The following is a 15,584-nucleotide window of genomic DNA, read 5'->3' as shown; positions in this document are numbered from 1 at the left end:
GTAGTGTGATTCTGTAAATGTCTCAAACCTAAAAAAGCCATTAATGGTAATCAGTTATGTTTGAGAGTAGTGTGATTCCGTAAATATTTCAAGCTAAAACGTTTGGTATATAGCCATATTCTTTACTTATAAGTAATTAAATGTTAATAATAACTATCAAATATTTTTCAAAATATGATATACTATCAGTAGCTGATATATATTTTCAAAAGGTATCAACTAAATACATATAAAGTTTACGTGCTTTGCGATATAGTAAGCTTCTAAACTTTAGCTGAAAGTGTGGTTTGAGAGTAGTGTGATTCTGTAAATATCTCAATCTTTTAATTATGTGAGTAACCACATGTAACTTGTGCATGTATAAAGGTTAAATTAATAGTATGTTTATAATAGAAAGAATGCCAAACATGCTTTTTATGAAAATGATACGTTTGAATATATGAGAGGCTAGATTAGACTGGGATTACACAGTCTAATCTTTTTTTAAAACTTTCACGAACCATTATCAGTAAATTGTATTTCCCTCTCCACTCGTGTATAATAACAACTATAAAGATTTTTAAGGATAAAGAATTAAACAGGAGGCATGGAATGAATCGATTCCAAATGGAACTTGCTGGTCGCACGTTATCAATCGAAACTGGCGAGTTAGCAAAACAAGCAAGTGGTTCTGCATTAGTACAATATGGTGATACGGTTGTATTGGTTACAGCAACGGCATCTAAAGAGGCAAAAGATATTGACTTTTTCCCATTAACAGTAGATTACGAAGAAAAAATGTATGCTGTTGGTAGATTCCCAGGTGGGTTTATTAAACGTGAAGCACGTCCACCAGAGTCTGCTATTTTGAATAGCCGTTTGATTGACCGTCCAATCCGTCCTTTATTCGATAAAGGTAGCCGTAATGAAGTACATGTAGTAGCTACTGTATTATCTGTTGATCATGACCATGCACCTGAAATCTGTGCATTGATTGGTGCTTCTGCAGCATTATCCATTTCCGATATTCCATGGGCAGGTCCTATCGCTGGTGTGCGCATGGGTCTTGTAGATGGCAATATTGTGGTGAACCCAACTAAAGCACAATTAGAAGCAACTACATTAAATATGGTAGTAGCTGGTACAAAAGACGCGATCTTGATGGTAGAAGGGGAAGCGAATGAAATTCCTGAAGATATCATCTTAGAAGTGATCATGACGGCTCACGAAGAAATCAAAAAAATTGTAGCTTTCCAAGAAACTATGGTAGCTGAAATTGGTCATGAAAAACGCACATTCCCAATTAAAGAAGTAGATCCAGTAGTGGCAGAAGCAGTTCGTGCTTATGCACATGCCAAATTAGATGCAGCAGTACGCTGTGCAGATAAAGTACAACGGGAAGAGCAACAACAAGCTGTGTTCGAAGAGGTATTGGCTCATTTTGCGGAACAATTCCCAGAACAAGCAGGCGATATTTACGCTACATTAGAAAAAATGGTGAAAGAAATTGTACGTCATATGATTACGGTAGAAAAAATCCGTCCAGATGGCCGTCAATTAGATGAAGTTCGCCCTATTTCTTGTCGCGTTAGCGCATTGCCACGTACGCATGGTTCTGGCTTGTTCACACGTGGTCAAACACAAGTATTAAATATCTGTACCTTGGCTCCATTGTCTGAAAAACAAACCATCGATGGCATTGGTCTAGATACAGAAAAACGATATATTCACCATTACAATTTCCCATCCTTCTCCGTAGGGGAAACTCGTTCCTCTCGTGGTCCTGGACGTCGTGAAATTGGTCATGGTGCGTTGGCTGAAAGAGCATTATTAGCAGTTCTTCCAACAGAAGCAGAATTCCCATATGCTATGCGTTTAGTATCTGAAGTATTAGAATCCAATGGTTCTAGCTCCATGGCCAGCGTATGTGGTTCTACTTTATCCTTGATGGATGCAGGGGTGCCTATTACAGCGCCAGTAGCTGGGGTAGCAATGGGTCTTGTAACACAAGATGAACATTATACAATCCTAACAGATATCCAAGGTATGGAAGATGCTTTAGGTGATATGGACTTTAAAGTAGCAGGTACTACAAAAGGTGTGACTGCCATCCAAATGGATATTAAAATTTCCGGTTTATCTCGTGAAATCTTAGAAGAAGCATTAGCGCAAGCTCACAAAGGTCGTATGCACATCATGGGTAAAATGATGGAAGCTATTCAAGCACCACGTGAAGAAATGTCTAAATGGGCTCCTCGCATCGTAACGATGAAAATTGATCCAGATAAAATCCGTGACGTTATCGGTACAGGTGGTAAAGTTATCCGTGGCATTATTGAAGAAACTGGTGCTAAAATTGACATTGAAGATGATGGCACTATCTCTATTGCTGCAGTAGAAGCAGAAGCGGCTGAAAAAGCAATCCAAATCATTACGAACTTGACAAAAGAAGTAGAAGCAGGCGAAGTGTACATGGGTAAAGTCACTCGTTTGATGAATTTTGGTGCTTTTGTAGAAGTATTGCCAGGTAAAGAAGGCTTAGTTCATATTTCTCAATTAGCAAGAGAACGTGTAGAAAAAGTAGAAGATGTAGTCAATGTAGGCGATGAAATTATGGTTAAAGTTATCGAAATCGATGACAAAGGTCGTATCAATTTGTCCCGCAAAGAGCTATTAAAATAATTGAGGTGCACTATGGATATTCGTGGATTTGAAGTAGTTTCTGCCTTTGAAGGACAAGGTATCAATTTACCGAAGCGTAAGACTTCTGAAAGTGCAGGCTATGATATTGAATGTGCAGAATCTGTTGTAGTAGGCCCTAAGGAAACAGTATTGATTCCTACAGGATTGAAAGCGTTCATGCATTATGATGAATATTTAGCGATCCACGTTCGCTCAAGCATGGCTATCAAACGAGGTTTGATGCTCACTAATAGTACAGGGATTATTGACTCTGATTACTATAATAATGAAGATAACGAAGGTCATATTATGATTGCTGTGTATAACATTACAGACGCTCCCGTTGCCTTAGAAAAAGGAGAACGAGTAGCACAAGGTATCTTCTCTAAATACTTACTCACAAATGATGACGATGCGCGCGGTATTCGTACTGGTGGTATCGGTAGCACAGGCAGTAAATAACAACATATACTAAGGAATGTAACCACATTTCTTTCACTAGAGAGTTTTAAGGCTTAGTCTTAGAACTCTCTAGTTTTTTGCATATCATTGAATTTCGTTGTTAAAATGGAGTATAATATAGTTTGATATAGTCTATCCTAAGGAGGATGTACCGTGTTTACATATGCAAAGCAACAATGGGAATTAGGTAAAAGAATATATGGATACCATAGCTGGCGTGAAAAACGACGTATTTTTTTATTTACTGCCCGTTCCTATAAAAATAAATCTCAGTTGAAACAATTGGAAGCCTATTTTGAACACTACTATAGCTATCCAAATTTGTTACAAGAGCAAGAAGGAATCTGGGAGATTATTAATCGTGTATTCTTCTACAAAGAATCTACAGCCCAAGAACGATTAACCTGTATTACACAACATTTTGATATGCTACCGAAATATGTGACAGACGATGCGATTCGATCCTTGTACAGTCTCTCTGAAAGCGGCATTCAATTATGGCATTCTGAAGAATTAGCTTTAGAAGCTACCTTACAATATATGCCAGGACAACGTAAAGAAGGACTGCTAAGTTTGCTCTTAACCTACGAAGGGGATGGAATCTATCATATCAACTTCCGATTAGGTGTGGATCCATCGGGACAACCATGTATTTGGATTGGTACTATTCAGGGATATAAAGAGGGTCTAGATAAGGCAAAGAAGCTGACGAAAAAAATGCATGGCTATCGCCCTAAAAACTTTATGTTCTTTCTATTACGTCAATTAGCCACTTGCTTAGGTATTGAGATCTTGTATGCAGTGTCCGATGAAGGATTCTATACAAATACGCATTTAATTCGTTTTAATCGCCATAAATTAGTGAAATTTGATGACTTTTGGGAAGAATTAGGCGGTCACGTATGGGAACAAGACTCTCGATTCTTTGTGATTCCTTTAGAAGAGGAACGGAAAACCTACGAAACAGCGAAAACACATAAACGAAATATGTATCGTAAACGCTATGAAATGTTAGATACTTTTATAGAAGAAATTCAACAGCAAGGAAAGACCTTCTTGCGCAACCAATAGGAGGATACGGTATGAAATGTCCTTATTGTCATCATGATGAAATTAAAGTGACAGATTCACGGTCTACGGATGATAATAATATTCGTCGCCGTCGAGAATGTATGAGCTGCGGAAAACGCTTTACGACCTATGAAGTCATTGAAGATTTACCAATCATGGTGATTAAACGAGATCAGAAAAAAGAATTATTTGATCGATCTAAATTGATGAATGGCTTGTGGAGATCTTGTAGTAAACGAGGCATTTCCACAGATCAATTGGAATCGATTGTAAATGAAACAGAAAAACAAATTCGCATGGAAGTAGAGCAAGAAGTGACTACGGAGCGAATTGGTGAAATTGTATTGTCCTTGTTGAAAGATGTAGACCAAGTTGCCTATGTGCGATTTGCCTCTGTCTACCGACAATTTAATAATGTAGAAAGTTTTTTAAAAGAATTACACGAATTATTGGACAATCATGGAAAGGATACAACACATGAGTGAGTTACATCCAATTGTTAGTGCCCGTTTTTCAGATCATGTAGATACATTGAGTGCTACTTATGAAGTAATGGGTGTTATCGAAGCTATGGCGGAGCGTTGTAAGGCAGCGCTAGCAGCAGGCAATAAAATTTTATTTTGCGGTAATGGTGGTTCCGCAGCAGATTCTCAGCATTTAGCAGCGGAATTAGTGGGACGCTTTCAAAAAGAACGTCGTTCCTTAGCATCCATTGCGCTGACCACAGATACATCTATTTTGACAGCTGTAGGTAATGATTATGGGTATGATGAAGTATTTGCCCGACAAGTAGATGGCTTAGGCCGATCTGGAGATATTTTGATTGGTATTTCTACATCTGGAAATAGTAAAAATGTGGTAAAAGCCGTAGAATCTGCTCGTAATATTGGTATGCATACCTTTGCTTTTACTGGTGAAGGTGGCGGAAAGATGGCAGAGTTATGCGATTTAACTTTTGCAGTGCCATCTAAAGTGACAGCCCGTATTCAAGAAATGCATATTTTAGCTGGTCATATTTTATGTGAATTGGTGGAAGAAGACTATGCCTAATCGTACATTACAATCCTTTTTGCTTCGTGATTTACCACAATTACAAGTAGGGGTTATTGGTGACTGCATGTTAGATCGCTATATTTTTGGCGATGTAAGTCGCATTTCTCCAGAATCTCCAGTGCCTGTGAATTTAGTGCAACGTGAAACGGAAGTGTTAGGCGGTGCCGCCAATGTAGCAAATAACTTAGCTCAATTAGATTGCCAAGTGCATATGGCATCTCGTATTGGCGATGATGCACATGGTAAGATAGTACGCCAATTATTAGAAGATAATGGTATCCAAAGTACTGGCGTCTTTACTGAAGATTCTATTCCGACTACCACGAAAACACGCATCTTAGGTGGACAACAGCAAATGATTCGCTTAGATTATGAAGTGAATCAGCCTGTGTCTAGTGCCAGTGAAACAGCTATCCTTACTTGGCTAGATGAGTTGTTGCACAAAGGATTGCAAGGCCTTGTGATTTCTGACTATGGTAAAGGTATTTGCCAACCATCCTTGTTAAGTCAAGTATTCAGTAAAACTCGTGCTGCTGGCATTATGACTATTGTGGATCCGAAAGGTTCTGACTGGTCAAAATATAACGGTGCTACTTGTATTACTCCTAATGTGAAGGAACTCAGTGAAGCTGTAGGCTATGAAGTGCCCAACACAGATGAAGCAGTTGTTGAAGCAGCACGTCATATTTTGGATAACATGGAGCTAGACTTTATCATTGTTACGCGTTCTGCTAAAGGGATTACCTTAGTTCGTAAAGATGGCAATGTGTGGCACAATGCAGAAACGAAACAGCAAGATGTATTCGATGTGAGCGGTGCCGGGGATACGGTAGTGGCTATGATGCTTACTACATTAATTTCAGGCTTATCTATCCGAGCAGCTTTAGTAGCTGCCAATGCAGCAGCAGGTGTAGTGGTGTCTAAGGTTGGTACCTATCCGATCCATCGTCAAGAACTATTAGATTTACTGTCTTTTATGAAAGCTAAAAAAGAAGATAAAGAAAGTGTCTATTCTGTAGAAGCATTAGCCCAAAAAATCCGATTATGGCAAGACCGGGGCGAAGTGGTTGTCTTTACGAATGGATGCTTTGATATTTTACATCGTGGTCATTTGACCTATTTAAAAGAGGCAGCTACACTGGGTGATCATTTGGTGGTGGCCCTCAATTCAGATAGCTCTGTGCGCCGTTTAAAAGGGGATAGTCGTCCTATCAATCATGAACTAGATAGAGCCTTATTGATGAGCTCTTTAGGCTTTGTAGATGGTGTGGTTCTATTTGAAGAAGATACGCCAGCAGAGGTGCTTTCACAGTTGCGACCAAATATATTGGTTAAAGGTGGAGATTATAAGCCAGAAGACGTCATTGGCAAGGAGTTTGTAGAGGAAGTACAAATCTTGCCGTTCCAAGAGGGATATTCCACAACAGGAATCATTGAACGTATTCAAGGATTAATAGAGGAAGGAAAACTATGATTATTGTTACTGGTGGTGCTGGCTTTATCGGCTCCAATATTGTAAAACAGTTGAATAATAAAGGTCGCAATGATATTTTGATTGTTGATGATTTAACGGATGGTCGTAAAATCCGCAACATTGAAATGTTGGATTTTGCAGATTATATCGATTATGAAGATTTTGATACTGCGGTAGAACAAAATACCTTTGATTGTGGACCTATCGAAGTGGTATTCCACGAAGGTGCTTGTGCAGACACTATGAATTATGATGGTAGATATATGATGAAAAATAACTATGAAGGATCTAAAAATCTCTTTCATTATTGCCAAGAACGTCGAGTTCCTTTCATCTATGCATCTTCTGCATCCACCTATGGACATGGGACTAATGGATTCCGCGAAGACCCATCTTGCGAACAAGCTTTAAATCCATATGCGTATTCTAAACTACTATTTGACCGCTATGTAGCAAAATTTAGAAACCAATTACAATCTCAATGTGTGGGCTTACGCTATTTCAATGTCTTTGGACCGAATGAAACACATAAAGATAAGATGGCATCTTTGGTGCGTCAAATGTATTATAAATTGATGGAAACTGGTGAAATTACACTCTTTAAAGGCATCGATGGATATGGTGACGGTGAGCAAACCCGTGATTTTATCTATGTAAACGATGTGGTAAATGTGAATTTCTATTTCTGGGAACACCCTGAAATTAGTGGTGTATTCAACTGTGGTACAGGTCATGCACATACATTTAATGAGTTTATGAAAGCTGTTATTTCCTTCGCTGGAAAAGGCGAGATTCGTTATATCGATTTCCCAGAAGTATTAAAGGGTAAATACCAAAGCTATACGCAAGCAGATACAACAAAATTGTTAGCTGCTGGCTATGATAAAGGATTTACACCATTAGAACAAGCAGTCCATGAGTATTGTGCGTTATTACGTGATAATGAAGGGTATGTAAAATAATGGAAACTAGAAATGTATTATTTTTAGATCGTGATGGGGTTATTAACGTGGATGTAGGATATTTGAGTAATCCTGCACAATTACAATTTATTCCTGGTGCTATTGAAGCTATGAAAGAAGCCCAAACACGTGGGTATGATATCATTGTGGTCACAAACCAAAGTGGGGTTGCACGAGGCTACTATACAGAGGAAGATGTGCAAGCGTTACATGCTGAAATGTCCCGTCGTTTAGAAGCAGAAGGTGTGAAAGTATTGGCCTACTATTACTGCCCACATCATCCAGAAGGATCTGTGGCAGAGTACACGAAAGACTGTGATTGCCGCAAACCAAATCCTGGTATGTTGACGAAAGCAATTCAGGACTGGAATGTAGATGTGGATGGTAGCTTCCTAGTCGGTGATAAACCATCTGATGCGCAGGCTGCTGAGTCCATTGGCATGCGTGCGTACCCATTTGAAGAAGACAACTTAATGACATTCTTAGAGCCTATTTTTGCCTGGGAAGAAGGCAGAAAGCTATTGGGGCTGTAATGGTAGAACGAACACTTGTATGAGGCACCTCATAAGGTGTTCGTTTTCTTGTAGTGTAAGAAAAGTTACATTTTATGATTGACGGAATAGCTGATTTGTACTACTCTATACGAGGAACTAACTGTATAGTCTGTATCAAGAAGAACAGAACTGAGTTCCATTTTTTAGTATTGGTTCGACTTATATCCTAAGGGAATAAGAACGGAGGAAAACATGGAAAAAGAAACAGCGTTGCAAACACAACCATCGCAAAAATTTACGGTACGTCAATTAACGATTATTGGCTTATTGGCAGGGATTACGATTGTACTTGGCATGACAGGATGGGGCTTTGTGCCAATCCCACCAATTAGTGGGACCATCTTGCATATTCCAACCCTTTTAGGTGGTATCGTAGAAGGTCCTAAAGTGGGGATGTCAGTAGGGTTCTTATTTGGTGCTTACAGTATGGTACGAGCGTATATGTCACCGAATGTTTTATCTTTCGTGTTTATGAATCCAATCATTTCTATATTACCAAGAATGTTGATTGGTTTAGTAGCAGCGTTGGTATATATGTACTTGCCAGTTAAGGTAAGAGCTATCCGTATTGGTGTAGCCGCTTTCTTAGGAAAAGTCACAAGTACTATCCTTGTATTGACTGGTATTTATACAATCTATGGTGTAGAATTTGCAAAGGCAACACACATTTCACAAGAAGCTGTATTTGATGTGGTGATGGGTATTGCATGGTCTCATGGTATTCCAGAAGCACTATTAGGAGTAGCCGTTGTAACACCTGTGGCACTAGCTGTCATCAAAAAATTTAAATGATAATGAAATTGAGTGTATAGACTGCTCATGCATTCAAGTACGGATTTTTTAAATCGGATATAATCAAGAAGTGAATTAGCAAAGACTGATCACTTCTTGTTTTTTTATGTGTTAGGAGGAGTATACTCATGAATTGGAAAAACGATTAATCTACTTTGTGGGTGATAAACCTTCTGATGTACAGGCTGCTGAAGCGATTGGCATGCGTGCGTATCCATTTGAAGAAGAAAATTTAATGACATTCTTAACACCTATCTTTGCTTGGGAAGAAGGCAGAAAATTGTTGGGTTTGTAAATTAACAACGAACACTTTTATGAGAGTCTCATAAGGTGTTCGTTTTTTATAGGATCTATTAATACATGTTGGGACAAGTAGTCGCTACATTTGACAAAGAGCCTTTTTATAACTGTAAGAAAAATTACATTTTATGATTGACAGAACCGCTGATTTGTACTACTCTATACGAGGAACTAACTGTATAGTCTGTATCAAGAAGAACAGAACTGAGTTCCATTTTTTAGTATTGGTTCGACTTATATCCTAAGGGAATAAGAACGGAGGAAAACATGGAAAAAGAAACAGCGTTGCAAACACAACCATCGCAAAAATTTACGGTACGTCAATTAACGATTATTGGTTTATTGGCAGGGATTACCATTGTACTTGGTATGACAGGTTGGGGCTTTGTGCCAATTCCACCAATTAGTGCTACTATCTTGCACATCCCAACTATCTTAGGTGGTGTTGTGGAAGGGCCTAAAGTAGGTATGTCAGTAGGTTTCTTATTCGGTGCGTACAGTATGGTACAAGCTTACATGGCGCCTAATATTTTATCCTTTGCATTTATGAATCCTATTATTTCTGTATTGCCAAGAATGTTGATCGGTTTAGTGGCAGCGTTGGTATATATGTATGTACCAATTAAGGTGAAAGCCATCCGTATCGGCTTAGCTGCATTCTTGGGAACAGCTACTAATACAATCCTTGTGATGACTGGTATTTACACAATTTATGGTGTAGAATTTGCAAAAGCTACACATATTTCACAAGAGGCAGTATTTAATGTTGTGATGGGTATCGTATGGTCTCATGGTATTCCAGAAGCCTTGTTAGCAGTAGCTGTTGTAACACCAGTGGCAATTGCGGTGATCAAGAAGTTTAAATGATAATGATATTGAGTGTATAGACTGCTCATGCATTCAAGTACGGATTTTTTAAATCGGATATAATCAAGAAGTGAATTAGCAAAGACTGATCACTTCTTGTTTTTTTATGTGTTAGGAGGAGTATACTCATGAATTGGAAAAAACGATTAACCTATTTTGTACTAGGAGCTACTATGGTGGCTACTGCAGTAGGTATTGCTGGGTGTGGCAGTGATACAAAACAAGCAGCACCAGCTGAAAAAATGAAGGTCGTTACTACCGTGTTCCCTGTATATGATGTAGCGAAACAAGTAGGGGGAGACAAAGTTGATGTGACTTTATTAGTACCTCCAGGAGCAGAACCACATGATTGGGATCCAACTGCAAAAGATTTAAAAGAAATTGGTACTGCTAAAGTGTTCTTATATAGCGGTGCAGGTTTGGAACCAACAGAAAAGATTTTAGAAAAAGATGTGCTACAAAAAGCGCAACCTGTAGAATTGTCTAAATCTGTTACTTTGTTGCCAGCTCCAGATGAAGATGAAGACGAACATGATCATGACAAAGATCATAAAGATGACAAAGATCATAAAGACGACAAAGATGACCATAATAAAGCTCAAAAAGAAGATAAACATGAGCACGAACATGAACATGGCGAGTTTGATCCACATGTATGGTTAGATCCAATGAATGTTGCTAAAGAAGTAGATGCCGTTGTAGAAGCCTTCTCTAAAGCAGACCCTACGAATGCAAAATACTATGAAGCTAACGGCAAAGCATACAAAGAAAAATTACAAGCTTTGCATGCTAAATATGAAGAATTTGGTAAAACACAACACGACAAACATTTAGTAGTTAGCCATATGGCATTTGGGTACTTAGCAAACGCATACGGTTTTGAACAATTGGGTATTATGGGAGTATCTCCAGATGCTGAACCAACACCAGAACGCATGGCAGATATCGTGGCTTTCATCAAAGAACATAATGTAAAAGCAATCTTCAGTGAAGAATTGGTAAGCCCTAAATTGGCTAATGCTATCGCTGCTGAAACTGGCGTAAAAGTGTATGTATTAAACCCTGCAGAAGGTTTAACAGAAGAACAAGCACAAAAAAATGTGACATACCTTGACATCATGGAAGAAAACCTTAAAACATTGAAAGAAGCGTTAGCTCACTAATTCCTATGCCTTTTGCTTGCTTGAAACGGTATTAGATGATAATATAATAGAGTAAGTTTGTGCTTAGGAGGAATGAAGATGTCTAAACGTATTCGTACAATTAACACTGAATCCCTACAAAAAACTGCTAAAACAGGCGGCTGCGGCGAATGTCAAACATCTTGCCAATCTGCTTGCAAAACTAGCTGTACAGTAGGTAACCAAGTGTGCAAACAAAAATAATCATTCGATTAGCAATAAGCTGTTCACCATATGGTGGGCAGCTTATTTGCTTTATATTACTTCTAGGATTATACTAAAAGTGTTACTATAAAACATACAAAAATCCCCCTAGATGTACCAGATCTAGGGGGATTCTGTATGCTAACCCTTTTATGTCTTTAGCTTGTCTAAATTATAATATCTGTACTTCAAAAGTACAATTTTTTGCATACTATAATTTTAGAAAAAGTATACTCTATATTGATAGCTTTCTATACGTTACGAGTATAAAGTGATATAATATACGGTAGACTTTAGTAAGTTAATGGAGGTATGAATGTTAGAATTACAACCGATGATTCATAAATTTAAAATGAAAGATAAGTTCTTTCTATTGGATGTAAATAGTGGAATTATCCATGTGATCGATGAGCTCATTGATCGTGTATTAGATATCTATAACGGTACCAACCGTGATACTGTACATAGTGTATTAGATGCTACAGAGGATGCAGCGGAGTTAGATGAAATTATGGATGAGTTAGATGAACTCATCAAAGAGGAAATGCTCTTTGCTCCTATGTCTGCAGAGTTCAAACTAGTGGTAGATGAAAAACCAATTGTAAAAGCTCTTTGCTTAAACATTGCTCATGATTGCAACTTAGCTTGTAAGTATTGTTTCGCTAGTCAAGGTGATTACGGCGGAGTAAAACGAGAATTAATGAGTTTTGACGTGGCGAAACGTGCTGTAGATTTCTTGATTTCTATGAGTGGTCCACGCCAGCATTGTGAAATCGATTTCTTTGGTGGTGAGCCATTGTTGAACTGGGATGTAGTGAAACAAACCGTAGAATACATTGAATCCATTCAAGAAAAACATGGAAAAATCTTTAAATTGACATTGACCACTAACGGCATGTTATTGACACAGGATAAAATCGATTATGTGAATGAGCATAACATGAGTTTGGTGCTGTCCCTAGATGGTCGTGAAGATGTGCATAATAGTATGCGCCCAAGTTCTGGTGGCAAAGACACTTACAATACAGTAGCGAAGAACTTAGTGAATGCTGTTAAACAGCGTGAGGGCCGTGAATATTATGTACGTGGTACCTATACACATAATAACTTGGACTTCTGCAAAGATGTAGAAGCTATGTCAGATTTAGGGTTTGAACATTTGTCTATGGAACCAGTGGTTGGCGAAGATGGAGCTTATGTGTTACGTCCTGAGGATATGCCGATCATCGAAAAAGAATATGAAAAATTGGCAGACTTATATTTAGAACGTCAACTAGCAGGTTGGGGGGAGAAATTTAACTTCTTCCACTTCCGTATGGATTTATACCGTGGACCATGTATGGCGAAACGCTTACGTGGTTGCGGAGCTGGTCATGAGTATATGGCTGTTGTACCAAATGGAGATATTTACCCATGTCACCAATACGTAGGTAAGGATGGCTATGTGATTGGTACGGTCTTTGATGGTTTGAAAAATTATGACATACCAACGCAGTTCAGAAACACTCACGTATTTACGAAAGAAACATGTGCTAACTGTTGGGCAAAATTCTTCTGCTCTGGCGGTTGCCATGCAAATAATGAAACATTAGGTGGAGACCTTAGCACACCATACGAAATGGGATGTAAATTACAGAAAAAACGTATTGAATGTGCTATTATGATCCAAGCTGAACTGGATGCAGCGGGGATCCGACAAGAAAATCACTAAAATTTTATAACTGAAGGGAGGCGGGTTCTATGAAAGCATACACCATACATGTAACAGGCATTGTACAGGGCATAGGATTCCGCCCCTTTGTGTCTAAACTAGCCCATGAATTAAGACTAGTGGGGACAGTGAGAAATGACACGAGCGGTGTGGAAATACACATACAAGGTGTAGATGCAGATTGCCAACTATTTGTAGAACGATTGCAATCTGAGTTACCTATGCATGGACGCATTGATACTTTGCGTGTAGAACCAAGCACAGTACAATCATTGCACTCGTTTACGATAATCCTTTCCCAAGGTGCTAAGGGCAATGCCTTTATTGGCGCCGATATGGCACCTTGCGAGGCATGCTTGCAAGATATACAAGACCCTGTGAATCGACGCTTTCACTATGGGTTTACAAATTGTACGAACTGTGGTCCTCGGTATACGATTATTGAAAGTACTCCTTACGACCGTCATAAAACATCGATGAAAGCATTCCCTATGTGCGAGGAGTGCCAAGGGGAATATGAGGATCTAGAAGGGCGACGGTATCATGCAGAGCCTAATGCTTGCGAGCAGTGTGGACCGATGTTTACATTACAAGGTACAGATGGGATGGTGTTGGCTACTGGACAGGATGCCATAGAGCAAGCCAAAGAGTACATACAACAAGGTGCCATTGTGGCATTAAAAGGTGTAGGCGGCTATCATTTGGTCTGTGATGCGTTACAAGAAAATGCAGTACAAACCTTGCGTCAGCGTAAAGGACGGCCTAGAAAACCCTTAGCGGTCATGGCAGGATCCTTGGAAACGGCAAAACAGTATGTATACATATCTGAAAAGGAAGAAGAACTATTGTTGAGCCCAGCAAGGCCTATTGTGTTGTTGCGAAAGGTAACAGAGCATAATACGGTGGCACCAAGTGTAGCTCCTGGTATGGAAACCTTAGGCATTTTGCTGCCCTATGCTCCGTATCACTACAGTTTAGTACCGTTTAATGCTCTATGGGTCATGACTAGTGCGAATCGAAGTGGTGATCCTGTATTATATAATGATGCCCAGGCATTGGAAGAATTACAGGGGATAGCAGACTATATATTGACTCACAATCGGGAGATTATCTCTCCTGTAGACGATTCTGTGGTACAAGTGGTGCATGATACATCAATCATGATTCGCCGTAGCCGAGGATACGTACCTGTATCCATTCCTGTAGTAGCATTAGAGAAGAGGTCAACTATGCTAGCTATGGGTGCAGATATGAAGGCAGCATTTGCGATGAATCGAGGTTCTCATGCTATCCTTAGCCCCTACATGGGAGATATGGAGCATCAGCGAGTACAGGATTTGCTATGGTCCACAACGAAGCGCTATGAAGACTTATTTCAATTACAACCAACAGAGGTCATCGTGGATGCCCACCCGAATTACTACACATCACAGTGTGGTAGAATCTATGCAGAGAAATATCAATTACCTGTCATAGAAGTGCAGCATCATCATGCCCATGTGGCAGCGGTACTGGCAGAGTATAATATTCAGGAACCAGTGTTAGGTATTTGCTTTGATGGGACAGGATATGGCACAGATGGCACTCTATGGGGCGGTGAGTTTTTATATTGTCATCAAGAGCATATGGAACGTATGGCACATTTGAGTTATGCCCCTTTGCCAGGTGGTGAAGTGGCAGTACGAGAACCGTGGCGTCAAGCATTATGGTATGTGAATCAGACCTATCCATCAGGGGGACCCACAGTTATAGAAGAGTGGAAGAAAACACTGCCAAAGGGATGGGAACTATTAGAGAAAATGATGCCTCATATGCAGATGATACGATCTTCGAGCGGTGGACGCTTATTCGATACAGTAGCGTCTTTGTTAGGTGTAGGCCATGAGCATCTCTATGATGCGCAACTTGCTATCGAGTTAGAACAACTGGCGCTTTCAGAGAGGGGCACTATCCTAGACATGAAGCTGGACGGAACGGTATTAGATACAATGAGTTTAGTACGATCTGTGATAGAACAATTAGAATGTGGTGAAAGTGTAGCAAAAATCTCAGCAAACTTTCACAGAACTTTGATATATTATATAGGACAGATGGCGAAACAATGTTGTAAGGAGCGACAAATTTCGCATATTGTCTTGTGTGGAGGAGTATTCCAAAATCGCATTCTCCTAGAAGGAGTGATACGGGAATTAGAAGAGTACCATATCCACATTCCTAACCAAAGCCCTTTGAATGATGGTGGTATCGCTTTAGGACAATTATGGTTGGGAAATTATATGAATAGATAGGAGA

General features: G+C 39.3%; 15 protein-coding genes. All 15 read left to right on the top strand.

Annotated elements, in window-relative coordinates:
• Positions 1-591: 591 nt before the first annotated feature.
• The 15 genes from HMPREF3032_RS03440 to hypF all read left to right on the top strand — a co-directional run bounded on the left by HMPREF3032_RS03440 (position 592) and on the right by hypF (position 15,580).
• Positions 592-2,661: a polyribonucleotide nucleotidyltransferase gene (locus tag HMPREF3032_RS03440; protein WP_062401894.1), complete on the top strand. Its 2,070-nt coding sequence runs from the start codon at positions 592-594 to the stop codon at positions 2,659-2,661.
• 12 nt (positions 2,662-2,673) lie between these two features.
• Positions 2,674-3,123 (top strand): dCTP deaminase domain-containing protein, encoded by a 450-nt coding sequence (locus HMPREF3032_RS03435; RefSeq protein ID WP_009353037.1) that lies wholly within the window; start codon positions 2,674-2,676, stop codon positions 3,121-3,123.
• A 153-nt stretch (positions 3,124-3,276) separates the two neighbouring features.
• The gene (locus tag HMPREF3032_RS03430; protein WP_062401892.1) at positions 3,277-4,194 is read left to right on the top strand and encodes a VirK/YbjX family protein; all 918 of its coding nucleotides are present in this window, start codon (positions 3,277-3,279) and stop codon (positions 4,192-4,194) included.
• An 11-nt stretch (positions 4,195-4,205) separates the two neighbouring features.
• Entirely contained in the window at positions 4,206-4,679 is a 474-nt protein-coding gene (gene nrdR / locus HMPREF3032_RS03425) for a transcriptional regulator NrdR (RefSeq protein WP_062401889.1), read from the top strand.
• On the top strand, positions 4,672-5,244 hold the full coding sequence (gmhA, locus tag HMPREF3032_RS03420; RefSeq protein ID WP_062401886.1) for a D-sedoheptulose 7-phosphate isomerase: 573 nt from the start codon (positions 4,672-4,674) through the stop codon (positions 5,242-5,244). Before nrdR ends, gmhA begins: the two co-directional genes overlap by 8 nt.
• Complete coding sequence (locus tag HMPREF3032_RS03415; RefSeq protein ID WP_062401882.1) at positions 5,237-6,721, top strand: PfkB family carbohydrate kinase; 1,485 nt, start codon at positions 5,237-5,239, stop codon at positions 6,719-6,721. Before gmhA ends, HMPREF3032_RS03415 begins: the two co-directional genes overlap by 8 nt.
• Positions 6,718-7,683, top strand: a complete 966-nt coding sequence (gene rfaD / locus HMPREF3032_RS03410) for an ADP-glyceromanno-heptose 6-epimerase (protein ID WP_062401879.1) — start codon at positions 6,718-6,720, stop codon at positions 7,681-7,683. The genes HMPREF3032_RS03415 and rfaD overlap by 4 nt, the downstream gene beginning before the upstream one ends.
• Positions 7,683-8,216, top strand: a complete 534-nt coding sequence (locus HMPREF3032_RS03405) for a D-glycero-alpha-D-manno-heptose-1,7-bisphosphate 7-phosphatase (RefSeq protein ID WP_062401876.1) — start codon at positions 7,683-7,685, stop codon at positions 8,214-8,216. Before rfaD ends, HMPREF3032_RS03405 begins: the two co-directional genes overlap by 1 nt.
• 213 nt (positions 8,217-8,429) lie before the next feature.
• Positions 8,430-9,029 carry an ECF transporter S component gene (locus HMPREF3032_RS03400; protein WP_062401874.1) on the top strand — a complete coding sequence of 200 codons (600 nt, stop codon included), beginning with the start codon at positions 8,430-8,432 and terminating at the stop codon, positions 9,027-9,029.
• A 133-nt stretch (positions 9,030-9,162) separates the two neighbouring features.
• Positions 9,163-9,324, top strand: a complete 162-nt coding sequence (locus tag HMPREF3032_RS07575; RefSeq protein WP_009353045.1) for a hypothetical protein — start codon at positions 9,163-9,165, stop codon at positions 9,322-9,324.
• 272 nt (positions 9,325-9,596) lie between these two features.
• Positions 9,597-10,196 (top strand): ECF transporter S component, encoded by a 600-nt coding sequence (locus HMPREF3032_RS03395; protein ID WP_009353027.1) that lies wholly within the window; start codon positions 9,597-9,599, stop codon positions 10,194-10,196.
• A 128-nt stretch (positions 10,197-10,324) separates the two neighbouring features.
• Positions 10,325-11,359 (top strand): metal ABC transporter solute-binding protein, Zn/Mn family, encoded by a 1,035-nt coding sequence (locus HMPREF3032_RS03390; RefSeq protein WP_009353031.1) that lies wholly within the window; start codon positions 10,325-10,327, stop codon positions 11,357-11,359.
• A gap of 78 nt (positions 11,360-11,437) precedes the next feature.
• A complete protein-coding gene (gene scfA, locus HMPREF3032_RS03385) occupies positions 11,438-11,581 on the top strand; it encodes a six-cysteine ranthipeptide SCIFF (protein ID WP_009353042.1) in 144 nt (47 codons plus the stop codon).
• Positions 11,582-11,897: 316 nt separating this feature from the next.
• Complete coding sequence (scfB, locus tag HMPREF3032_RS03380; protein WP_062401871.1) at positions 11,898-13,292, top strand: thioether cross-link-forming SCIFF peptide maturase; 1,395 nt, start codon at positions 11,898-11,900, stop codon at positions 13,290-13,292.
• Positions 13,293-13,321: 29 nt separating this feature from the next.
• Positions 13,322-15,580, top strand: a complete 2,259-nt coding sequence (gene hypF / locus HMPREF3032_RS03375) for a carbamoyltransferase HypF (protein WP_062401868.1) — start codon at positions 13,322-13,324, stop codon at positions 15,578-15,580.
• Positions 15,581-15,584 lie beyond the last annotated feature (4 nt).

This window comes from Veillonella sp. DNF00869, from assembly GCF_001553345.1.
Taxonomy (GTDB): domain Bacteria; phylum Bacillota; class Negativicutes; order Veillonellales; family Veillonellaceae; genus F0422.
This window is presented reverse-complemented; position numbering and strand designations above follow the sequence as displayed.

Coding starts and splice junctions, on each gene's coding strand:
- HMPREF3032_RS03395 (WP_009353027.1), top strand. CDS start 9,597: ATGGAAAAAGAAACAGCGTTGCAAACACAACCATCGCAAAAATTTACG.
- rfaD (WP_062401879.1), top strand. CDS start 6,718: ATGATTATTGTTACTGGTGGTGCTGGCTTTATCGGCTCCAATATTGTA.
- HMPREF3032_RS03435 (WP_009353037.1), top strand. CDS start 2,674: ATGGATATTCGTGGATTTGAAGTAGTTTCTGCCTTTGAAGGACAAGGT.
- HMPREF3032_RS03415 (WP_062401882.1), top strand. CDS start 5,237: ATGCCTAATCGTACATTACAATCCTTTTTGCTTCGTGATTTACCACAA.
- gmhA (WP_062401886.1), top strand. CDS start 4,672: ATGAGTGAGTTACATCCAATTGTTAGTGCCCGTTTTTCAGATCATGTA.
- HMPREF3032_RS03400 (WP_062401874.1), top strand. CDS start 8,430: ATGGAAAAAGAAACAGCGTTGCAAACACAACCATCGCAAAAATTTACG.
- HMPREF3032_RS03390 (WP_009353031.1), top strand. CDS start 10,325: ATGAATTGGAAAAAACGATTAACCTATTTTGTACTAGGAGCTACTATG.
- scfB (WP_062401871.1), top strand. CDS start 11,898: ATGTTAGAATTACAACCGATGATTCATAAATTTAAAATGAAAGATAAG.
- scfA (WP_009353042.1), top strand. CDS start 11,438: ATGTCTAAACGTATTCGTACAATTAACACTGAATCCCTACAAAAAACT.
- HMPREF3032_RS03440 (WP_062401894.1), top strand. CDS start 592: ATGAATCGATTCCAAATGGAACTTGCTGGTCGCACGTTATCAATCGAA.
- hypF (WP_062401868.1), top strand. CDS start 13,322: ATGAAAGCATACACCATACATGTAACAGGCATTGTACAGGGCATAGGA.
- nrdR (WP_062401889.1), top strand. CDS start 4,206: ATGAAATGTCCTTATTGTCATCATGATGAAATTAAAGTGACAGATTCA.
- HMPREF3032_RS03405 (WP_062401876.1), top strand. CDS start 7,683: ATGGAAACTAGAAATGTATTATTTTTAGATCGTGATGGGGTTATTAAC.